At 40.4% G+C, this 23186-nt stretch carries 19 protein-coding genes and 2 riboswitches; of the genes, 15 read left to right on the top strand and 4 right to left on the bottom strand.

Annotation, left to right across the window (positions count from 1 at the left end; genetic code table 11):
• Nucleotides 1–47: 47 nt before the first annotated feature.
• From PQ511_RS14530 to PQ511_RS14500, 7 genes are all read left to right on the top strand, one after another.
• The gene (locus tag PQ511_RS14530; RefSeq protein ID WP_273852617.1) at nt 48–2222 is read left to right on the top strand and encodes a malate synthase G; all 2175 of its coding nucleotides are present in this window, start codon (nt 48–50) and stop codon (nt 2220–2222) included.
• A 120-nt stretch (nt 2223–2342) separates the two neighbouring features.
• Nucleotides 2343–3062, top strand: coding sequence for a FadR/GntR family transcriptional regulator (locus tag PQ511_RS14525; protein ID WP_224593892.1), 720 nt, complete (start codon nt 2343–2345; stop codon nt 3060–3062).
• Nucleotides 3063–3076: 14 nt separating this feature from the next.
• Nucleotides 3077–4357, top strand: coding sequence for an FAD-binding oxidoreductase (locus PQ511_RS14520; protein WP_273852616.1), 1281 nt, complete (start codon nt 3077–3079; stop codon nt 4355–4357).
• 1 nt (nt 4358) lies between these two features.
• Entirely contained in the window at nt 4359–5759 is a 1401-nt protein-coding gene (locus PQ511_RS14515; protein ID WP_273852615.1) for a (Fe-S)-binding protein, read from the top strand.
• Entirely contained in the window at nt 5719–7170 is a 1452-nt protein-coding gene (locus tag PQ511_RS14510; RefSeq protein WP_273852614.1) for an FAD-linked oxidase C-terminal domain-containing protein, read from the top strand. The genes PQ511_RS14515 and PQ511_RS14510 overlap by 41 nt, the downstream gene beginning before the upstream one ends.
• 13 nt (nt 7171–7183) lie before the next feature.
• Nucleotides 7184–7960: a fumarylacetoacetate hydrolase family protein gene (locus PQ511_RS14505; protein WP_273852613.1), complete on the top strand. Its 777-nt coding sequence runs from the start codon at nt 7184–7186 to the stop codon at nt 7958–7960.
• 143 nt (nt 7961–8103) lie between these two features.
• On the top strand, nt 8104–9891 hold the full coding sequence (locus tag PQ511_RS14500) for an L-lactate permease (RefSeq protein ID WP_273852612.1): 1788 nt from the start codon (nt 8104–8106) through the stop codon (nt 9889–9891).
• 41 nt (nt 9892–9932) lie between these two features.
• Here PQ511_RS14500 and PQ511_RS14495 read toward each other — a convergent pair whose 3' ends face one another.
• The 3 genes from PQ511_RS14495 to PQ511_RS14485 all read right to left on the bottom strand — a co-directional run bounded on the left by PQ511_RS14495 (nt 9933) and on the right by PQ511_RS14485 (nt 13197).
• On the bottom strand, nt 9933–11234 hold the full coding sequence (locus PQ511_RS14495) for a nucleobase:cation symporter-2 family protein (RefSeq protein WP_273852611.1): 1302 nt from the start codon (nt 11232–11234) through the stop codon (nt 9933–9935).
• On the bottom strand, nt 11221–11817 hold the full coding sequence (locus PQ511_RS14490; RefSeq protein ID WP_273852610.1) for a xanthine phosphoribosyltransferase: 597 nt from the start codon (nt 11815–11817) through the stop codon (nt 11221–11223). Before PQ511_RS14490 ends, PQ511_RS14495 begins: the two co-directional genes overlap by 14 nt.
• A gap of 99 nt (nt 11818–11916) precedes the next feature.
• Nucleotides 11917–12018, bottom strand: a riboswitch (purine riboswitch).
• 162 nt (nt 12019–12180) lie between these two features.
• Nucleotides 12181–13197: an LLM class flavin-dependent oxidoreductase gene (locus tag PQ511_RS14485; protein ID WP_273852609.1), complete on the bottom strand. Its 1017-nt coding sequence runs from the start codon at nt 13195–13197 to the stop codon at nt 12181–12183.
• Nucleotides 13198–13363: 166 nt separating this feature from the next.
• On the opposite strand from PQ511_RS14485, the gene PQ511_RS14480 reads away from it, so the two are divergent.
• Nucleotides 13364–13621 carry a hypothetical protein gene (locus PQ511_RS14480; protein ID WP_273852608.1) on the top strand — a complete coding sequence of 86 codons (258 nt, stop codon included), beginning with the start codon at nt 13364–13366 and terminating at the stop codon, nt 13619–13621.
• Between the two features lie 46 nt (nt 13622–13667).
• Here PQ511_RS14480 and PQ511_RS14475 read toward each other — a convergent pair whose 3' ends face one another.
• Entirely contained in the window at nt 13668–15305 is a 1638-nt protein-coding gene (locus tag PQ511_RS14475) for an L-lactate permease (RefSeq protein ID WP_273852607.1), read from the bottom strand.
• 157 nt (nt 15306–15462) lie between these two features.
• Between PQ511_RS14475 and PQ511_RS14470 the strand changes: the two genes are divergently transcribed.
• The 7 genes from PQ511_RS14470 to PQ511_RS14440 all read left to right on the top strand — a co-directional run bounded on the left by PQ511_RS14470 (nt 15463) and on the right by PQ511_RS14440 (nt 22897).
• Nucleotides 15463–15693 (top strand): hypothetical protein, encoded by a 231-nt coding sequence (locus PQ511_RS14470; protein WP_159782655.1) that lies wholly within the window; start codon nt 15463–15465, stop codon nt 15691–15693.
• Between the two features lie 131 nt (nt 15694–15824).
• On the top strand, nt 15825–16427 hold the full coding sequence (locus PQ511_RS14465) for a CPBP family intramembrane glutamic endopeptidase (RefSeq protein WP_273852606.1): 603 nt from the start codon (nt 15825–15827) through the stop codon (nt 16425–16427).
• A 159-nt stretch (nt 16428–16586) separates the two neighbouring features.
• Nucleotides 16587–17654, top strand: a complete 1068-nt coding sequence (gene rlmN, locus PQ511_RS14460; protein WP_273852605.1) for a dual-specificity RNA methyltransferase RlmN — start codon at nt 16587–16589, stop codon at nt 17652–17654.
• Between the two features lie 142 nt (nt 17655–17796).
• On the top strand, nt 17797–18174 hold the full coding sequence (locus PQ511_RS14455) for a hypothetical protein (protein WP_273852604.1): 378 nt from the start codon (nt 17797–17799) through the stop codon (nt 18172–18174).
• 224 nt (nt 18175–18398) lie between these two features.
• Entirely contained in the window at nt 18399–20432 is a 2034-nt protein-coding gene (locus PQ511_RS14450; RefSeq protein WP_273852603.1) for a bifunctional 2',3'-cyclic-nucleotide 2'-phosphodiesterase/3'-nucleotidase, read from the top strand.
• A 126-nt stretch (nt 20433–20558) separates the two neighbouring features.
• Nucleotides 20559–21575: a DUF3895 domain-containing protein gene (locus PQ511_RS14445; RefSeq protein ID WP_273852602.1), complete on the top strand. Its 1017-nt coding sequence runs from the start codon at nt 20559–20561 to the stop codon at nt 21573–21575.
• An 83-nt stretch (nt 21576–21658) separates the two neighbouring features.
• A riboswitch (SAM riboswitch) is annotated at nt 21659–21768 on the top strand.
• Nucleotides 21769–21847: 79 nt separating this feature from the next.
• Nucleotides 21848–22897 (top strand): homocysteine S-methyltransferase family protein, encoded by a 1050-nt coding sequence (locus PQ511_RS14440; RefSeq protein ID WP_273852601.1) that lies wholly within the window; start codon nt 21848–21850, stop codon nt 22895–22897.
• Nucleotides 22898–23186: the final 289 nt, after the last annotated feature.

Raw genomic sequence — 23186 nt, 5'->3', positions numbered from 1 at the left:
GACAGTACCACAGAAAGGTCCTGTTATCTTTATAAGGAGGAAATACGATGGAAAAGTATACGAAGATCGGCTTTTTACAAGTTGCCACTGAACTCTATCACTTTATTAATTCCGAAGTTATTCCAGGAACAGACGTTTCTAGTGATCAATTCTGGAATGGTTTCGGTGATATTGTGAAAGACCTCTCTCCTAAAAATAAAAGGCTACTTACAATTCGTGATGAACTTCAACAAAAAATAAACGAATGGCATCAAGCCAATCCTGAGTACAAATTCCAAGAATACAAAACATTTTTAACACAACTAAATTATCTTGAAAAGGAAACGGACGACTTTACAATAACAACTCAAAATGTAGACGAGGAAATAGCTGTACAGGCTGGACCCCAACTCGTTGTACCAGTAAACAATGGACGTTATGCCATTAACGCTGCGAACGCAAGATGGGGAAGCCTTTATGACGCTTTATATGGAACAGACGCAATTAGTGAAGAAAACGGAGCAGACAAAATTGGTAGCTATAATCCAGTTCGTGGAGAGAAAGTCATTGCTTACGCAAAACGTTTTCTTGATTCAGCAGTGCCTTTAAAAGAACAAAGCTATTCTGATATAAAGCAGTTTTCGATTGAGCAAGGGATGCTTAAAGTACATTTTTCGAACAGTAATGAAAGCGTTTTATTAAATCAGGATCAATTCGTTGGGTATCAAGGTAGTGAAAGTAATCCTGTTGCTATTCTATTGAAAAACAACGACATTCACCTTGAAATTCAAATTGATCCATCGAATCCTATCGGTAAAACTGACCCAGCTGGTATTAAAGATGTCTATGTAGAATCCGCTATTACTACGATTATGGATTTTGAAGATTCAGTTGCTGCAGTAGATGCGGAGGATAAAGTACTTGTCTATCGGAATTTCCTCGGCTTAATTAAAGGTGACATCGTTGCATCCTTTTCAAAAGGAAAAAAGACGATTTCACGAAAACTGAATCCTGACCGTGAATATCTTTCACCTGACGGAAAAGAATTCTCACTTCGTGGCCGTTCGCTCATGTTTGCCCGTAATGTTGGTCACTTAATGACAACAAATGCCGTACTTGACCAATCAGGTAACGAAGTACCAGAGGGTATACTGGATACAGTCATCACAGGGCTTATCGCAAAGCATGATGTTCTCAAGAATAGCAAATTTCAAAATTCTTCTAAAGGTTCCATTTACATTGTAAAACCTAAAATGCACGGTTCAGAAGAAGTAGCCTTTGCCAATGAATTATTTAATCGAACAGAAGATTTACTAGGATTAGAGCGAAACACAATGAAAATAGGTGTAATGGATGAAGAACGTCGCACAACCCTTAACTTACGAAATTGCATTCAAGAAGTGAAAGAGCGCGTTGTCTTTATTAATACTGGTTTCCTAGACCGTACAGGAGATGAAATTCATACCTCCATGGAAGCAGGACCGGTTATTCGTAAAAATGAAATGAAGAACGCTACTTGGTTGCAAAGCTATGAAAAATCAAATGTACAACAAGGATTGAAAACTGGCTTTTCCGGTGTAGGACAAATCGGGAAAGGCATGTGGGCGATGCCAGACTTGATGGCAGATATGTTAGCTCAGAAAGGAAGCCAATTACAAGCAGGAGCTAATACAGCTTGGGTACCTTCACCAACTGCAGCTACGCTTCATGCACTTCACTACCATGAAGCGAATGTTCCTTCTATTCAAAGTGAATTAGCCAAAACCACTTTAACCTATCAAGATGATATCCTACAGGTACCATTAAAAGATCGAAATTGGAGTAAAGAAGAAATTCAAGAAGAGCTTGATAATAATGCGCAAGGTATCCTTGGATACGTCGTTCGTTGGGTAGAACACGGAGTAGGTTGTTCTAAAGTTCCTGATATTCGTAATATTGAACTGATGGAAGATCGCGCAACCCTTCGAATCTCAAGTCAACATATGGCGAATTGGCTACATCACGGCATTTGTACTGAAGAACAGGTAGTCGAAACGATGAAACGAATGGCAAAGGTTGTAGACGAACAAAATGCAAGTGACCCAGATTATCGAGCAATGGCTGATAATTTTGATGGTTCGGTTGCATTTCAAGCAGCTTGCGAGCTGGTTTTCAAAGGATTGGAGCAGCCAAGCGGATATACAGAGCCTATTTTGCATAAACGTCGACAAGAAGCAAAAGCAAAATTATATGCCAATAAGTAATTGATCTTGCAAAAGTGGCCATCGGCTACTTTTGCACTCTTTTTACGTTAAATTAACTGAAAAATCTAAAATTATATTTTAACTTGTCAGATATGTGATCTCTGAAAGGTGGTTCTTATTTTGGAATTTAAACGTATTTCTTCTCAAAAAATATCTGAGAAAGTAGAAGAACAAATCATAAAGCTAATTAAAGAAGGGAGTTACAAAGAGGGCGATAAGCTACCTTCTGTGAGGGAACTTTGCGATTTTCTTGATGTCGGCCGTTCAGCTGTACGTGACGCCCTGACAACGCTAAAAGGAAGAGGATTGGTGGAAACGAGACAGGGTGAGGGGACATTTGTGACAGGCTTCAATCCTAAACGTTATTTTCAACATATGTTGATGCCACATCAGAAGGAGCTGGAATCTCTCTTTCAAGTTAGAGAAATTCTAGAAACGAGTATTGTTAAGCTGGCTGCAGTAAATCGCAAAGAGCAGGATCTGATTGCCATGAGAAAAACGCTCAATCACATGAGCGAATGTCATTATGATGAAAGTGGCTATCATGATTGTGAGTTTCATATGGCAATTGCTAAAGCTTCAGGAAATAGCATTTTACAAGAATTACTTGAATCAATCTCCTCCACAATGGCTAAATCAATGGCTGATTTTCATTGCTTAATTGCTTCAAAACCTGAACTCATTCATGACATCCACCATCAGCATGAACTGATCATGGATATGATTGTTTGCGAAGACGCTTCTGGTGCTAACGAAGCCATGCTTCTTCACTTATCCTACGTAAAAAAACATATGAGAAAAGGGTTCTCGATTCGCTCTGAATTTATTGAAACAATTTGAAGGGAGGGGAGAATTTGGACGAAATACTGGTAGAAGGTTCATTAACCAAAGTGGCAAACCGATTTGGCAATATGACGTCTCATATCGTTTATCCAGAGTCGGAAGAAGAAGTGGCAATGATTGTAAAGGAAGCAAACAAAGACGGACAGAAACTCTCTATTGTAAGCGGCGGTACTAAACTCGGATACGGCGGGATAAAGTCTGATTACGACTTTACTCTTTCTCTAAAAAAATTAACCGGTATTGTTGAACATACAGCTGGAGATATGACCGTAACCGTTAAACCTGGTACGACCATGCAGACTCTTCAACACTTCTTGAAGCAGTACAATCAAATGGTCCCATTAGACCCAGCTCACTCCTCAGCTTCGACAATCGGTGGAGTCGTAAGTGCCAATGATAGTGGTCCGAGACGCTTGAAATATGGGGCTGCACGGGATCACGTTATCGGAATGCGCGTTGTTTATCCTGATGGTAAAGTCATTCGTACAGGCGGAAAAGTAGTGAAAAATGTGGCTGGCTACGATATGAACAAATTGTTTATTGGCGCCATGGGAACACTTGGGGTTATTACAGAAATCACATTAAAGCTACGTCCGCTTCCAAAATATTCAAGCGTTGTCACGTTACGTGTGCAAGACGAAGCCCTTCATGATTTGAAAGCATTCCTTACACATATACAGGATTCTATGATCGAACCAGTTTCTCTTGAACTCTTGAATCCAAAGCTATCCAAAAACTTGTTTCAAATAGAGGAGTATCATTTAATCATTGCACTTGAAGATGTAAAAAAAGCAGTCCTTTTTCAAGAAGCATGGATTGATGAAAACAAACCAACAGAAGCCATAATGGAAGTGATCAATCATACTGAAGACTTCTGGATAACATTTAATGAGTTAACACCAAACAGTCAAAACGATTTTCAAGATACGACTTCTGGTGTTTTAAAAATCGGAACCACCAATATGGGAGTATTCCCACTCCTGCAGGAATGTGATCGATTGAATTTTGAAGGTAACGTCGAAATTTTTGTGCACGCTGGAGCAGGACATGGACTTAGTACGCTTATGATCTCTGGATTACCTGAAAATGTCGTTCAATCCATACGGTCTATCCAAACATTTTCTGAAGAGCATGGTGGATACGGAATCGTAAAACACCTTCCTTTAGCACTTAGAAAACAGGTAAATGTCTGGGGACAACTTAAAGGTCCTCTCACTTTAATGAGAGGAATTAAACAAAAGATTGATCCAAAAAACACGCTGAATGAACAGCGTTTCATAGGAGGAATATAGGATGAGTTTAAAAGAAAAAGAGCTATTGAAGAACTCACCTCCTTGTTCATCTAACAGTTTAAGTAATTACCTGTGGGAGGATCATCCAGATGAGGAGAAGTGGGCAGACTGTGTTCATTGTGGGATGTGTCTTGAGTCATGTCCAACCTATTTAGAAACAGGTCAGGAACAACACTCACCGCGAGGACGGGTTCACCTCATTAAATCGGTTGCAGAAGGTAAGCTAGAGGTAAATGAACAATTTATGGATCCCGTCTTTCAATGCCTCGATTGCCGAGCATGTACAACCGCATGCCCAGCAGACGTGGATGTTGGTGGTTTGATTGAAGAAGCACGTGGTCAGGTAAGACAGGCCATGCCGTTAAAAGGTGTTAAGCGAGTAGTCAGTAGCTTCTTCTTAAAAGGGATATTTCCACATCAAAGTCGTCTTCAAGCAGCAGGCGGATTATTAAAATTCTATCAAAAGAGCGGTCTCCAAAAAGCGGTTCGATCGACTGGAGTGCTTCGTATGATGCCTAATCATCTTGTCGAAATGGAAAGTATTATGCCTGAAATACACCGATCGACTCACCAAAGGTATAAAAATGTGGATGTCATTCCTGCGAAAGGGACGCCGAAAGCACAAGTTGCGATGCTGAAGGGTTGTATCATGGATGTGATGTTTAGTGACATTAACCAATCAACCATTAACGTTCTTATCCATAACGGAAATGATGTGGTGCTTCCTAAAAACCAAACGTGTTGCGGTGCCTTGCACATTCATGCAGGCGACCGAGAAACCGGAAAGAAACTTGCGAAACAAAATATTGAAGCCTTTCAAGATGCCCAGAAAGTCGTCGTTAACGCTGCAGGATGCGGTTGTGCATTGAAGGAGTATCCGGAGCTATTCCGACATGATCCAGAATGGAAAGCAAGAGCAGAAGCGTTTTCTAAAAAGGTAGAGGACATTTCAAAGTATCTCTACGATACAGGATATGAGAAGCCACAAAGCGCAATCAACAAACGGATTACCTATCACGATGCCTGTCATCTTGCTCATGGGCAAGGTGTTCGACACGAACCACGACAATTATTAAAAGATATTCCAGGCGTTGACTATGTTGAACAGCCAAATGCCGATACCTGTTGTGGCAGTGCCGGAATCTATAATATTACAAATCCAGAAATGGCTTCCGCTGTACTAGAAAGAAAGATGGAAAATATACCCAACGACGTTGAAATGATTTCGATGGGGAATCCGGGATGTATGCTTCAAATGGCAATTGGGGTTCAAAAATACGGCCGTGGCGGAAAAATTGTACACACTGTTCAGTTGCTTGATTGGGCCTATCAAGCAGATGCAAAGAAGGGAGTGAAAGCTGGTGTTATTAGCGAGAAAGAAGAAAGAGAAAATCGATCCTGACATTCTTGCTCTTTCAAAAATTGTAGGCGCTAAATCCATTCTTCATCATAAAGAAGATCTATTATCCTACGATTGTGATGGTTTTACGATTCATAAAGCGATGCCTAAAGCTGTGATTTTCCCGAAAAATACAGAAGAAGTAGCTGCCGCTGTTAAATATTGTGCTGATCATACCATCCCTTTTCTTGCTCGTGGTGCAGGTACGGGACTGAGTGGAGGAGCGATTCCCCTAAACAATGAAGTGATCATTAGCCTAGTCAAAATAAAAAACCTTTTAAGTGTCGATTATGAAAACAGAAAGGCAGTTGTTCAACCTGGATTTGTAAATTTAAAACTAACAAACTCTATTTCTCATAAAGGATATTACTATGCACCCGATCCTTCTAGTCAATACGTTTGTACCATTGGTGGAAATGTAGCGGAGAATGCTGGTGGGGCACACTGTCTGAAATACGGAGTGACGACGAATCATATTCTTGGTCTCGAGGTAGTGCTTCCAGATGGAGAAGTGATAGAAATCAGTCCAAACGGCGTTCTTGATACCCCAGGATACGATGTTCTTGGCATTCTAACAGGCTCAGAAGGCACATTAGGGATTGTGACAAAAATCATTGTCCGCATTCTTAAAAACCCTGAATCAAAGAAAACGGTCCTGGCTTATTTTAATCGAGTAGAAGATGGAAGTCAGGCCGTTTCTGACATTATTTCAGCAGGTATTATCCCTGCTGCGCTCGAAATGATGGATCAAACCGCGATTGAAGGGGTGGAAGCAGGGGCTTTTCCCGTTGGACACCCCCCTGATATTGAAGCCCTACTATTAATAGAAGTAGATGGGGTCGCTGAAGGAATCGCTGAACAAATTGAACAGATCTTGTCAGTTTGTGAGAATCATCATGTACGTGACGTCAAAGTCGCACGTGATGAGGAGGAACGCGGTCGCTGGTGGGCAAACCGCAAGACAGGTTTTGGAGCAATGGGAGCCATTTCGCCAGATTATCTTGTTCAGGACGGTGTTATTCCAAGAAGTAAGCTTCCTGAAGTACTTGAAGAAATCAGGGCTATCAACAAGAAGTACAACCTTCGCATAGCTAATATTTTTCATGCAGGAGATGGCAATTTACATCCACTTATCCTGTTTGATTCTCGGATTGAGGGAGAAACAGAAAAGGCTTTACTTGCGGGTACAGCATGCCTGAAAGCCTGTGCAGATGCCGGAGGATCCATTACGGGTGAGCATGGAGTTGGAATAGAGAAAAAAGAAGAAATGCGATTTATTTTTAGCGATGATGAACTTGAAGCTCAAACCGCCATCAGGGACGTATTTAATCCAGATAATTTATTGAATCAAGGAAAGCTTTTCCCAACTCCAAGCAAGTGTATGGATATTAAGAAGGTAGTTAAACCAATATAAAGGAGCGATTAAAATGAAATTCGGAAAATTCACCTACAAGGATAAGACTCATTTTGGTGTCATCGAGAAGAACAGTGTCACGATTATTGAAGGTGACCCTCTTACAAATTGGTCCTATACTAGCGAGAAGGTTTCATTAGATGACATCAAACTACTTGCTCCAATTACACCAAAGAACATCATAGGAATTGGAGCGAACTACGTTGAAAACAAACTAGCACTCCCTGATGAAATTCCTGAAATGCCAGTGTTTTTCTTCAAGCCAGCAACTTCAGTCATTGGCCCTAATGAAGAGGTTATCATTCCAGATCAACTGAACGATGTAAAATTTGAATCTGAGCTCGCCGTAGTCATTGGGAAAGAAGCTAAGAATATTGAAAAAGAGCACGTACTAGATTATGTTTTTGGCTACACTGTCGGAAACGATGTAACAGCTCCTCAATTTTTTCATGAAAATGGTCACTGGACACTTGGAAAATCATTCGACACATTTACCCCCCTTGGGCCCGTCATTGAAACAGAATTAGACCCATATGCTATTCACGTAACAGCAAAGGTAAATGGTGAAGTGAAACAAAACAGTCCGACTCAATGGATGATTGTGCCCATAAAAGAAATGCTTGCTTATCTCACAACAATTATGACGTTACACCCTGGAGACGTGATTCTTACAGGAAGTCCTATTGGAGCACATTTTGTAAAAGACGATGATCGCATTGAATGTGCCATCGATGAGATTGGTTCTCTAACGAATACGTTCAAGCATGCCTCTTCTCGCACTCACGTATAACCAGAGGCATTTCTTTAACTAAAGTTACCTAAGGAATTTTTATCTTGCAAACAGATTACATACAACTTATGAGAATAGGCAGCATTGATGGAAGAAAGGAGAAGTACGTTGCGTTATCAAATATAAAAAGTGGAGGATGAGCTATGAGTACAGGTTTATTAGCAGTTCTATCGTTACTCCCGATTGCTGCAGTAGGAATCTTCCTTGTAGGTTTACGATGGCCTGCAAGTAAGGCAATGCCGGTCTCCTATATCGTTGCAGTTGTACTAGCTCTATTTGTGTGGAAAGTTCCGGGTGCTACCGTAGCAGCAGCATCCATTAATGGATTAGTTGTTGCCGCTACTTTACTGTATATTATTTTCGGAGCGATTCTACTCTTGAATACACTACAAGAAAGTGGTGGAATTAAAACAATTCGAGAGGGATTTATTGGGATATCACCTGACCGCCGCATTCAAGTCATTATCATCGCATGGTTGTTTGGTTCATTTATTGAAGGCTCTGCAGGTTTTGGTACACCTGCAGCCGTAGCTGTGCCGCTACTTGTTGGGCTTGGATTTCCTGCTATGGCTGCCGTTATTGCAGGTATGGTCATTCAGAGCACACCTGTTTCTTTTGGTGCAGTTGGCACCCCAATTCTTGTCGGTGTTCAATCCGGGCTTGCTACTGATGCAAACATCACAAATAATTTCCTTGCCCTTGTTACGATGGTAGGAGGGCGGGTCGCCATTCTTCATGCGATCGTAGGTACACTCATCCCTTTATTTGTTGTCGCACTTATGACTCGTTTTTTTGGTAAAAACAAATCCTTCCGTGAAGGCATTAAAGTTTGGAAATTTGCTTTGTTTGCTGCTTTCGCTATGACAATTCCATACGTTATTGTTGCAAATACCCTGGGTCCTGAATTTCCATCTATGATAGGCGGACTAGTTGGACTCGCTATCGTTGTTACAGCAGCAAAAAAAGGATTTCTCATGCCACCTAAAGAGGAGCATTGGGATTTTGAAGATAAAGCAAACTGGGATCCTTCCTGGTCAGGAAGCATTGAAATTAAAGATATAGCTCATAAGAGTGGACATATGTCGATGGTACGTGCGTGGACCCCATATATTCTAGTTGGTTTACTACTCGTAGCAACCCGATTGAAAGCGCTACCATTAATTGATTGGTTTCAAGCTTGGACGGTTTCAATACCTAATATTTTCGGTACTGAGATCTCAGCAAGCTTCCAACCACTTTACTTACCAGGTACGATCTTTATCCTTGTCTCACTGATTACATTTGTCATTCATCAAATGAATCCGACAGCCTATGTACGAGCATGGAAACATTCAGGTAAAACGATGATCGCCGCTTCAACTGCCCTTGTTTTCACCGTTCCAATGGTTCAAGTATTCTTAAATTCCGGTGGCGGAGGGGCAGGATTTGATAAAATGCCTCTCGAACTTGCTAACGGTGTGGCAGCTCTAACAGGTGATTTTTGGCCTCTCTTTGCCTCATTTATTGGAGGGATTGGTGCCTTCATAGCCGGTAGTAATACGGTTAGTAATATGATGTTTTCTTTATTCCAGTATGATGTAGGGGCTCAAATAGGTGTAGATGCTCCGTGGATTGTCGCGCTACAAGCTGTAGGAGGAGCGGCTGGGAACATGATCTGCGTTCATAACGTCGTTGCGGCTTCCGCTGTTGTAGGATTAGTAGGGAAGGAAGGGGACGTTATCCGGAAAACGCTTATCCCCTTTGTCTATTATGCAACTATGGCAGGCGCACTCGGTTATTCCATTGTGTGGACATCAGAAAAAGGCATTTTCAATCTTGGCACGATGATCGCTACCCTCATTGGAGTTGCAGCAATCTATATCATCGCTACGAACCGTTCTCGAAGCCCAATGATTAGCGTTGATAATAAACCATATAAATCGATTAAATAAACTAAAGCACCTGTCGAAATGAATCGGCAGGTGCTTCTTTGTTATGAAGCTTTGGATTCTATTACGCGATTTTGTATCGCTTTTCTTTTTGGCTTCACATGAAAAATAAGGTTTAACGTGATCGCTGTCACACTTCCTGCGACAATCCCATTGTCTGTTAAAATTTGAATGCTTGATGGCAATCGATCAAACACAGTAGGAGCTGCTGTTACACCTAAGCCAATCCCAATCGAACACGCGATAATGAATAGATTTTCTTCTGAACTAAAATCAACACGCGTAAGCATTTTTATGCCATAGGACATTACCATTCCGAACATAACAAGCATGGCTCCACCAAGAACAGGTACAGGAATAATTGTTGTAAGAGCACCCATTTTAGGAACAAGCCCCAAAACAACCAGCATCCCTCCAACAAGATAGATGACCTGTTTCTTTTTAATACCAGATAGTTGGATTAAACCAACATTTTGTGAATAAGTAGTATATGGAAATGCGTTAAATAAAGCGCCCAAAACAATGGCTAAACCTTCTGCACGATAGCCTTTTTCCACATCTTTCTCTGAAAGTTCTTCGTCACAAATATCACTTAACGCAAAGTAGACACCAGTTGATTCAACGAGACTAACTAAAACGACTAAGATCATGGTAAGAATGGCGGTGAGTTCGAAAGTGGGTAGGCCAAAGTGCAAAGGTTCAATCAAGTGAAACCACGAAGCTTCTTTAACTGGAGATAAATCCACCATCCCCATAAAGCTGGCTACAATGGTTCCAATCAAAAGACCAATTAAGATAGCAATTGATCGAATGAAACCTTTTGAAAGTCGTGTAAGCACAATAATAAAAAGCAAGGTACCTAACGCAAGTGTAAGATTACGGATCGAACCGAAATCATCTGCGCCTTCTCCACCAGCCATGTTCCCCATTGCCACCGGTATGAGCGTAATTCCGATGATTGTGACGACAGAACCTGTCACGACGGGAGGGAAGAAGGTAATTAATTTACTAAATACAGGAGAAATAAGAACGACAAATAGTCCTGCTGCAAGAATAGCACCGTATATCGCTGTAATCCCGTACTGTCCTCCGATCGCAATCATAGGTCCAACAGCGGTGAATGTGCAACCCAGCACGACAGGAAGACCTATTCCGAAGAAACGATTCTTCCAAACTTGTAAAATGGTTGCAATACCACACATGAAAATATCGATTGAAACGAGATAGGTTAAATCAGTCCCAGTTAGGCCAAGTGCACCACCCACAATAAGTGGAACAACTACCGCTCCTGCGTACATAGCAAGAACATGTTGGATCCCAAGAGAAGTATATTTAAATAGATTCATGCATCGCTTCCTCCTCAGCAAATGTTACCTTGCCGACTTCTAAGCTTGATATCTTAGCAAGCGACTCAACACGATGACCTTTCTCTCTCAAACGTTTTCCACCTTCTTGGAAGGCTTTTTCAATGACAATCCCGATACCAGCTGTGGTTGCACCTGATGCTTCAACCACTTTTAATAAGCCTTCTGCAGCTTGTCCATTCGCTAGAAAGTCGTCAATGATTAAAACACGATCTTGATCGGATAGAAACTTACTAGAAATCGAAATAGAACTCGTTTCTTGTTTTGTAAATGAATACACTTCGGCAGTTAATAAATCATCCTGAAGAGTAAGGGATTTTTTCTTTCTTGCAAAAATGAGAGGTACGTTTAGTTCAAGAGCAGTGAATACGGCAGGTGCAATCCCTGAAGATTCTAATGTCACCACTTTCGTCACTCCAGCTTCAGCAAAACGAGATGCAAACGCTCCTCCAATTTCTTTCATCAAAACGGGGTCGATTTGATGATTAAGGAAAGTATCAACTTTTAATACCTGATCAGATAGTGCGATGCCTTCTTGTAGGATTTTCTTTTTTAAATTTTCCATAGCGATTCCTCCTAATTAATACAAAAACCCGCAGAACATCTTACCCACTAAAGAGTGAGCAAAATATCCCCCGGGCTTTTCATTAAAAAGAGAAGCGACCATAGAAGGTTGCCCACTCATAGTCGAGCCATTTACGGTGACTCGGTAGAAACTTGCAAGCCATATTCTTGCGGTTATATGAGTGACGATGCGAATTCGGTTATGAATGGTATTATAAACCAATATCAAAATCCTTGCAAAGAAAAACTTAACAATACTGTACGCGAACTCCTTTTATGTTCGTGTTTCCTACGAATCCACTTTTAAACACTGACATTTCATTCATCAGAAAGCCGGATTCATCGAATCCGGCTTTTGAAAGAATTAACCCTTCGTTATATCTGAAAGCAGTTTATAAGACTTCTTCCTTTTCTCATGATCATAGATTGATGAAATCACCATCATTTCATCAGCTTGCGTTTCATCAAGGAACTCTTGCATTTTTCTTTTAACCGTTTCCGGCCCACCCACAATAGAGGTGGCAAGTTGTTGATGAAGCGCTGCTAATTCATATTCACTCGCATTCAATTTTTCAACTGGCGGTTGCATCGGTGCTTCGTGATTGCGAATTAAGTTAAGAAACTGTTGCTGAAGCGTCGTAGCAAGGAAATTTGCTTCTTCATCTGTATCGGCAACAATGACATTGACTCCTACCATTGCATATGGCTCATCCAATACTTTTGAAGGCTTAAAGTGACTTCGATACGTTTGTAAAGCACTTATAGTATTTTTTGGTGAAAAATGACTAGCAAATGAATAAGGTAGACCTAGTTCTCCAGCAAGTTGAGCACTATATAAACTTGATCCAAGTAGCCAAATAGGAATATCTAACCCTTCACCAGGAACGGCTCGAACAGGAGAAGTACCCTGACTTAATGTAGGATCGAAGTAGGATCGTAGTTCACCGAGTAGATCTGGGAAGTCCTGTCCCATTGATCCTTGTCCTCGTCTTAAGGCGAATGCAGTTCGCTGGTCAGTACCTGGGGCGCGTCCTAGCCCTAAATCAATTCGACCTGGGAAGAGTGATTCTAGTGTTCCAAATTGTTCCGCAATAACAAGTGGGGAATGGTTCGGAAGCATCACGCCCCCTGAACCGACGCGAAGAGTAGACGTTCCCGCAGCGACATGTCCAATGACGACTGACGTAGCAGAGCTTGCGATAAAAGGCATATTGTGATGTTCTGCAAGCCAAAAACGATTGTAGCCTAATTTTTCGACGTGTTGAGCTAAGTCTCTTGATCGATGTAGAGCATCCGATATCGCCCCAATTTCTTTAACGGGTGCTAAATCAAGGACAGAATATGAAATATCTTTTAATTGTTTTTTCGTTTGTTCAGACATACGTTCATCTTCTTTCTATTTAATAGATTATTCACTTCAATAAAAACCCAATTTCAATTCTATCAGGGGCGTCTTGTAATAGAAAATAATCCGCTCATCGACACGTATGTCAGCGGGATTAGTTGGTCATACTAATTACTAGAATTGGTTAGTAGGAGGGAAGAGGATGGAAGATTCTCGTTATCGAATCATGTTTTCCTATCGAATGAGAAGCGTAGGTTTCCTCTGTTTACACTGTTTTGATACATTTGAAAAACAAATCGTTACTGTACCTGTTTATAGTGGTTACAATGGAGTGGAAATCGATCACGCTTCCATGCAGCGGTTTCCAAAAGAATTAGTTGAAACACTTTGCAATGAAAAAGAGAAAATTGACGAAGGATTCTATTCCATAAGAACCTGGGATGTTGAGAATCTTGGATAAACAAATGAGCCGATGGCATACGCCGTCGGCTCATTTGTTTATTATATTACAAAACCATAATTGCAATCCAACCAAGCACACCAGAAGCAACCACATAAAACAACATCGGACCCATCGTCATCCGAATAATCGTTCCTTCTTTTCCAATCATCCCAACAACAGAAGCAGCTGCCACAACGTTTAAAACGCAAATCATATTCCCTGCATTAGCCCCTAATACTTGAAATGCGAGGACGAGCTGTTCATTCATTTGAAGCTGATCCGCTACGCTAAATTGAAAAAGGGAGAACATCATATTGCTAAAGGTTGCACTTCCTGAAATAAATGAGCCGAGCGCACCGATAAACGGAGCAACAAGTGGCCATGCGTCCCCAACAGCGTTTGCAACTAGTGTCGCAAGCTCCATTGGCATGCTCATAAGGTCAGAACCATTCATACCAGAGTTGATGAAAATACGAACCATAGGAACCGCTGTTCCAAGCGCAATGACTGTCCCAATCATTGTTTTGATGGAATCCATTATCGTATTTGTAACAGCTGTTCGTGTCATTTTATGCAGAAAAATGGTAACGACGATAACAACGATGAAAATAGTTCCAGGTAAGTACAAAGGTTCAAAAGAAGTACTGATCTCCGTTCCGAGAATGTCTTGCCAGCCTATCTTAACTGACCGGAGCCATCCTTTTATCGGAAGGAAATCTAACCTCGTAAGTACTAATAAAACCGCAACGAGCAAATATGGAATCCACGCTAAACCTAATGAGAGAGAATGGTGAGGCTTCAAGTTCGTTTGGTCTACATGATTGAAATCCCATGGCTTATTAGGAAGAAGAAACCCTCTTTTGGCAGCGGGAATCACGATGGAAAGACCAACAAGCCCACCAATAATCGATGGGAATTCAGGTCCTAGAAAAGTAGCTACGATAAAAGCAGGTACGGTAAAGCTAAACCCAGCAAATAAGGCGAACTTCCATATAGAGAGCCCCTCTTTCCAAGAATGATTTTCACCGAAAAAGCGCGTTAACATCATCACTAAGATTAAAGGAATTAACGTGCCGACAAAAAGATCAATCATGACAGCACTTTGCGTAATGGCCTGAAGGTACTCTCCCATTGACTGACTACCAATAGAAGTTGCTACTTGATCTGCAATGGCTGGTCCCTGTCTAAGCCCCTGATCTACACCAACGATAATAGGTGTTCCTACCGCTCCGAATGATACAGGACTACTATCTGCAATAAGCGCCATCGTAACGGCGGAAAGGGGAGGGAATCCAAGAGCAACTAGAAGCGGAGCACCAATTGCAGCTGGGGTACCAAACCCTGCTGCTCCTTCAATAAATGCACCAAACAACCAGGAAATAATAATGAGTTGAACCCGACGATCCATCGATATGCCCATAAATCCCGCTCGAATCGCATCAATCGCACCACTGTTTCGTAACGTATTTAAAAGCAGAATCGCTCCAAATACAATCCAGATAATCGATAAAGCAATGATCAGCCCTTCCATAGAAGCTGCCACAATTTGTATAACTGGTATTTTCCAAATAAAAAAAGCTACGATTGCAGTAAGTAGTAAACTTCCTGGCATAGCTGTAGTAGCCGGAAGGCGTAGTAGGACAAGCAAGATAAATACCGCAAGAATCGGCGTTAATGCCGCAAAAAGTTGGAGTCCATTCATTTTTCTCACCTTTTCTATGAGGTTAATGTGATCTCTTTCACATATAGCTTATCTAAAATCACCTAAACATTAAGTGACAAACCTCACACTTTAAAACAAACTAGGAAAAGAAAATCTGTTAAAATAGCTTTGAATCAATAATGAAGGAGCTGATATTATGTTAAAAAAAGTCGATTACTTTTTCTATCCTGTTGACGTTACCCAGCCTACTGGGGCAGAAGTGACGTATTATTGGGAAATTAGCGTGGCGGAATACGAAGGTAAAATCTATGCATATGCGAAGGCGGACGAATTTGGAAGAAAAATTCGCTGGCACCAAAGTGATCAGCCGGACAAAGAAAGTGCTCTAGCTGTCATTCAAGAAAAATGCAAAACACAAAGCAAGTAAGAAAAAAGCTAGCTAACTTTGCTAGCTTTTTTAGCACATCGTAACCTATCCAGGTTGTTCATTTTGGCATGCGTTCGGTACATTCAGGGTACGATGAAGAAAAATGGCCAACAAGATAGGATGATGAACGCATGAACCAAAAAATCATAATCGTTAGCACACTTTTATTAGCACATATCCTGCTATTTTTAAGTTTTGTTCACTATCCTGGAACGTTCTGGCCCGTTTTTACAGTTACACTTGCGATTTTAATTTTCCTCAGTGTGAAAACAGGCACGCTGTCATTTCAAAAAATAACCATTAACCACTGGTTATATATCCTGATTAGCGCCATATTGCTTTATGTGCTTTCGTATATTGGAATAGAAGGAATCAAGTGGATATATCCCTCATTATTCGAAGACATGGAGCGGTTTTACAATGTTGTTGAACCTGTTAAAGCCTGGCATTTTATTAGTCTTGTTCTGGTGGTCATTCCAGGGGAAGAGATTTACTGGAGAGGGTATATCCAGCAACAATTGAAACGGTATAAAAAGGGAGACACCATACTCATTGCAACCATTTTATATGCGACAGCCCATCTGTACTCAGATGCCTATTTATTGGTTGCGGCCGCAATTGGAGGCGGAATGGCGTGGGGGTGGTTATATGAAAAAACGAAAAACTTCTGGGTGCCGCTCCTATCCCATATTTTATTCGATCTTCTCATTCTCGTTTTTATTCCATTACTTTAAAGAGCAGGCGACTTTTCCTAATCAGGAAGGTCGTTTTCTATATATGAGTTCTATTAATTCCTAGAATTGATATTACGATTATAGACTAAGCGGTTGCGACTTGGTTATACTTCTAGTAGTATTAGAATGAATGGCTAAGAATTGAAAAGAGGGTTATAAATGAAAGAATCAATATACGGATTAACGTTTGATCAGCTAACTGAATGGTTGCTTGAACGTGGTCACAAAAAATTCCGTGCCTCCCAAGTATGGGATTGGCTTTATAAAAAGCGTGTTAAAGAATTTTCTCAAATGAATAATGTAAACAAAGACTGTATCAAACTACTAGAAGAAAACTTTGCGATCCAGACGTTAACGCAAGAAATCAAGCAGGAATCATCTGACGGTACGATCAAGTTCTTGTTTAAATTACAAGACGGAAACGTTATTGAAACGGTACTTATGCGATTCCACTACGGTCAATCTGTCTGTGTCACCACACAAGTTGGTTGTAATATCGGTTGTTCCTTCTGTGCAAGTGGACTTCTTAAGAAAAGCCGTGACCTGACAAGCGGAGAAATTGTTGAACAAATCATGAACGTGCAACATGCTCTTGATGAGAAGGCTAATGAAGAACGCGTAAGTCACATTGTTATAATGGGAATCGGCGAACCATTTGATAACTACGATAATATGATGGACTTCCTTCGTATCGTTAATTCTCAAAAAGGTCTTTGCATTGGCGCTCGCCATATCACGGTTTCAACAAGTGGACTTGCGAAGCAAATTTACGATTTTGCGAACGAAGATCTTCAAGTGAACCTTGCAATTTCACTTCACGCACCTAATGATGAACTTCGAACCAAGATTATGAAAATTAATAAAGCTTATCCACTTGGAAAACTGATGCCTGCGATCGATTATTATCTCGAAAAAACCAACCGTAGAATTACGTTTGAGTATATTATGTTGAGAGACGTTAACGATCATGTGGAAGAAGCGAAGCAGCTTGCGAAACTTCTCGCTGACAAACGTCATCTTTCTTACGTAAACTTGATTCCATACAATCCCGTGGATGATCATTCGTATCAGCGTAGTGAAAAAGAATCGATTCTTGCGTTCTATGATACGCTTAAGAAGAACGGCATTAATTGCGTGATTCGTCATGAGAACGGAACAGACATTGACGCAGCTTGCGGTCAGCTTCGAAGCAAGCAAGTGAAGAAACTAGAAAATGCAGGGAAATAGCACGAATAAAAAGACGCTCACCAAAAATGGTGGCGTCTTTTTTTATGTCTTAAGGGGGGGTTACACCAACACGATTTCAATCCATACACTAATAGAAGAACAGCTCATGTAAGCATTCAAATCGTGTGTAAGGAGAGGGCAAATGAAAGGATTTATGATGGTTATTGTTTTACTGTGCGTCTGGATTAGTTCAGGACTCTATACAGATTTTCAACGTGAAAGTACACCCTTTGAGGTGACTGGAGAAAATACAAGCGTCAAATCTGGATATAATGATATTTATATTTTAAAGAAAAATGATCAAATTACGATGCTAGAGGTATATGATCAAACAGGAGAACGCGTCAAAGTTTATACAATTGAGAACTTAAAGGATCTTTATCCAGCAGCTACCTATCTAAGAGGCGAAGTGAAAGATGAGAAGTTGTATTTATTTTATGAAGTTGGTGGAGAAATTGCCGCAAAAAGAGTGGTGGTTGGTGCTCGAGGATCATTAACTTTTATGCCTGAAAGAAATTAATCAGACTAATTGATTCCTTTTTATGAAGATAGACCGATCTCTATTAAAGGAATTGTTTTTTAAACGGACACTTTTCCCCTTCGAAAATCGTGTCTATCCACCCAGTTCTATGGCACTATTTTGAATGATTTACAATTTTTTTAATTATAAAGCAAACAACTAATACAGAAACATTGTAAACTATTGTTGGGCTTTTAGGTTTTTATTATAAAAGGGGGATACATATGAACGTAAAACCAATTATTACCGCATCTTTAGCAATAGGACTAGCATGCAGCGCATTTACACCGTCGCCGGCAGAAGCGTCAAATGCAAAAGTGAATTTACGTATTTTAGAGACAACTGATCTTCATACCAACATCGTTAATTATGATTATTACAAGGATCAATCAACAGATGAGTTTGGATTAGCAAAAACAGCTACTTTAATTAATAATGCACGACATGAAGTGGAAAACAGCCTGCTTTTTGATAATGGGGACTTGCTACAGGGAAACCCGCTTGGGGACTATGTTGCAAAAATTGATCCACTGCAGGAAGGTGAGGTTCATCCTGTGTATAAAGCAATGAACCTTCTTGACTATGATGCAGGTAACATCGGAAACCATGAATTTAACTTCGGACTTGATTTTCTTCATACAAGTCTGTCGGGTGCAAACTTTCCGTATATCAATGCAAACGTCTACATAGATGATCATGACAATGATCCAACAAATGATCAAAACTATTTTACCCCGTATAAAATTCTCAATAAAACCGTGACAGATGAATCTGGTGAAGAACGTCAGCTAAATGTTGGTGTGATTGGATTCGTACCTCCTCAAGTAATGCAATGGGATAAAGCTAATCTTGAAGGAAAAGTGATCGTAAAAGATATCATTGCAACTGCGAATAAATACGTTCCTGAAATGAAAGCCAAAGGAGCGGATATCATTGTTGCGATCCCTCATTCAGGATTCGAAAAGGCTGCACCTGAAGGAAATGATGAAAACGCGGTTTATTACTTAAGCAATGTAGATGGGATTGATGCGATTCTTTTTGGACATGCTCATAAAGTTTTTCCAGGAAGCAGCTTTGAGGGAGTAGAAGGAGTAGATAATACAAAAGGAACGATCAATGGCGTGCCTTCCGTGGAACCGGGGTACTGGGGAGATCATTTGGGTATCATAGATCTTCAATTAACCGAAGAAAATGGAAAATGGACAGTGAATTCTTCTGAATCAGTGGCTCGTCCTATATATGACAAAGAGACGAAGACTTCTCTTGTAACTGCTGACGAGAACATTCTAAATGCAGTAAAAGAAGAACACGAGGCTACTATTGACTATGTTCGAACCGCTGTTGGCAAAACGACTTCGCCGATAACAAGTTATTTTGCTTTAGTAAAAGATGATCCATCTATTCAAATCGTGACAAACGCTCAGAAATGGTATGTAGAAAACCATATTCAAGGAACTGAATACGAAGGGATCCCTGTACTATCTGCCGGCGCTCCTTTCAAAGCTGGCGGTCGTGGAGGTTCGTCTTATTATACGGACATTCCTGCCGGGGATCTTGCGATTAAGAACGTAGCTGATCTATATGTTTACCCCAATACGCTTAAAGCCGTTTTGTTAAACGGGTCAGAGCTAAAGGACTGGATTGAAATGTCAGCCGGGCAATTTAATCTAATAGACAAAAAAGAGTCACAAGAGCAGCCATTGATTAATTTGGACTTCCCTTCTTACAATTTTGACGTAATAGACGGAGTGACCTATCAAATTGATGTCACAGAGCCTGCGAAATACGATCGAAATGGAAATGTTGTGAATGCAAACGCGAATCGCGTCAAAGACTTGACCTATAATGGTCAAAAAGTAACGGAAGACATGACGTTCTTAGTCGCAACAAATAATTATCGAGCGACTGGTGGAGGTCACTTTCCACACTTGGATGGTTCTAATGTAGTCATTGATTCACCTGATGAAAATAGACAGATTTTGATTGACTATATTCTAGCAGAACAAACGATTAATCCTTCAGCAGACGGAAACTGGACTTTTGAGACCATAAACAAGAAAAACTTGAACGTGACGTTCGAATCTTCCCTGCAAGCAAAAGATTATGCTAATGAATTTCAAACCATCCAGTTTTTGAGTGAAGCAGAAAATGGCTTTGCAACATATAAACTGGACTTTACGAAACAGAAGAAAGAAAAAAATTCGAATGCACTTGAACATATGGCTGAAATTGCTGCCGTACGTCTATGGAATCGATAAAATCTTAAGAAAACTCGCCACCCCTTTAGGGTTGGCGAGTTTTCTTATAAAAATCATGATGTTGTAGTTACCATTATTCAACTCTCCTGTTATAATGGCGGTACTATTATATAGAGAGGGATTTATATGACCACAACCCTAACAAACTCTCAAAGAGATGAATTATATCAAGAGCTCACAAAAAATCAGCAATTCTATGTGATGAATATTCTTAAACGAGGTAAAAAAACAGCGTTTGCGAATGTGATTGCTCAAAGTAAAGGAAGAATGATTCCAAACGGAGCTACTGATGAGGAAATTGGAATGTTGCTTGACGATTGGATACTAGACGATTACCTTGATGCAGGTGCTGTTTCAGAAGATGTAAAATGCGAATGTGGTCGTGCATTACGCTATCAATATGTTGTTCGACATGTGAAAACAGGAGAAGTGCGTCGTTTTGGAATTAACCATTTCGAAGAACACACTGGCTTACCCGCTAGCATCGTAAGAGAAGTTGTACAAGGTTTTACAAAATTTGATTATGAATTGGATGAACTCTTATTAAAAAAGCAAAATGGCTCTCCTACATATGACATCCCTGAAGGTTTGAAGCTACCAACCGATATAAAAGAGCCACTTTCTTTACAACTCCCGTTACTTGATCGACAAGAAAAACGGTTAAACAGTTTAATCAGGGGTTACCGTGAAGAAAAAGAAGCGCTACAAAGAGGCAGCAATACGTTAAAGACTCTAGATATCCCGGTAGAGAAAGAAGAAGACATGCAACAACCTAAACAAACGTTACCTCAAGAAGATTTACAAGGCTCCTTTGATTTGTTCGCTGAGGAACTTCAAGAACCTTCATCAGAAAAAACAAGCGAGAAACCAAAAGAAACTTTTTTTGTAGGAGACCTTTCTTTTCCAACTCAGGAAGCGATAGACGTCTATATTCAACAAGGCACAGAAAGTGCCTTGATGATTTGTGAGCTCCTGATCAAAGAAGGAAAAGTTCAAGACAAGCGTTACACGACAAAGAAACCGAAAATTTACTATTCAGTTTGCACTTATCTCGATTCTTTTGTAGCTTCTGGAACAATGTCAGTGGAGCCACTTGGACGAGAAGATCGCATCTACCGATTAAAAAACGGACAATCATCCTGACATTTCATAATTATCAGATAAAACATTGACATTTCATTTTACCAGGTCTATAATTTCAAACATGTTCAAAAATTAAATCAACACTCTTATCAAGAGCGGCGGAGGGAATAGGCCCTGTGATGCCCGGCAACCTTTCAACTACAGTTGAAGTTGGTGCCAAATCCTACAGATGATGTCATCTGGAAGATAAGAGGAGGATACTGTTAGCAAACCCTCTTCTTATTGTTTAAGAAGAGGGTTTTTTATTTTATTCAGAAGAGGAGCTGTTACACATGAAAAGAACACTACAAGAACGATTACAGGATGGCCCAGTGATTTGCGGGGAAGGGTATCTGTTTGAATTAGAACGACGAGGTTACCTTCAAGCAGGATCGTTCGTGCCAGAAGTTGCCCTAGATAACCCTGATGCTTTGAAACAAACCTATCGTGACTATATGCTAGCAGGTTCAGACGTCGTGCTTGCTTTTACGTATAATGGCCATCGAGAAAAAATGAGGATTATCGGAAAAGAAGACTTACTCGAACCCCTCAATCGACAAGCCATCCGTCTTGCAAAAGAGGTAGCAAAAGAACATCCTGAAGAAGAAGCCCTTGTGGCAGGCAATATATCAAACACAAATTTATTTGACCCTGAAGATGAAGACAGTAAAGAACAAATTCGTTCCATGTTTGCTGAAATGGTGAAGTGGAGTAAAGAAGAAGGCGTTGATTTCATCAATGGAGAAACCTTTTACTATTATGAAGAAGCGAAAATAGCGTTAGAAGAAATTCATAAGCAAGGCCTTGAAGCTGTGATTACACTTGGACTAATGAGTGAAAACATTTTAAGAGACGGCTACACCGTAGAGGAAGCTTGCCGGTTATTAGAAGAACAAGGCGCTTTAGTTGTTGGTATGAACTGCTTCCGAGGACCAGCTACCATGCAGCCATACATCGAGAAAATTAGGCATTCTGTTACTGGATATGTTGGCGCACTTCCCATTCCTTATCGCACCACAGAAGAACATCCAACATTTTTTAACTTACCTGATGGTGGATGTGCCTGTACATTACCTACAGAGACAACCTTTCCAACATCTCTCGATCCACTTTATTGCAACCGTTATGAACTAGCTGAATGGGCAAAAGAAGCCAAAAGCATCGGCGTAAATTATTTTGGACTATGCTGTGGTGCTTCCCCAAGCATGCTTAGAGAAGTAGCTGAAACAGTCGGGAGAACAGCAGTGAATTCAATTTACTCTCCAAATATGGAAAAACATTTTCTGTTTGGCTCAGATGACTCGTTAAAGAAAAACAATACGTCATATCGGACAAAAGCATAGACTACGTTTAAACGGAGAGGATAACCCTCTCCGTTTTCTATTTCAAAGGGTATGTAGCATATTTTGTTGATTTCACGATTTTTTGCTCATTCGAGTGAGCCCTTCAGTAAAAAAACCATTTCAAAAAGAGAATAGGCCTATAGTCTATTGGCAATAACGATAGAAACAATGTGAAAATGGCACAAAAAAAGAGACTTCTGCATGTAATAAAACATCGAAACATTTTAAGAATGATCCCGCCCGATTTTTTGTAAATCAAGGCTTTTTCGGCAATAAATAATCTTGTTTT

This window comes from Guptibacillus spartinae, from assembly GCF_028610625.1.
Taxonomy (GTDB): domain Bacteria; phylum Bacillota; class Bacilli; order Bacillales; family Guptibacillaceae; genus Guptibacillus; species Guptibacillus spartinae.
The sequence above is the reverse complement of the archived record's forward strand: the minus strand, read 5'-3'. Positions and strand labels throughout refer to the sequence as shown.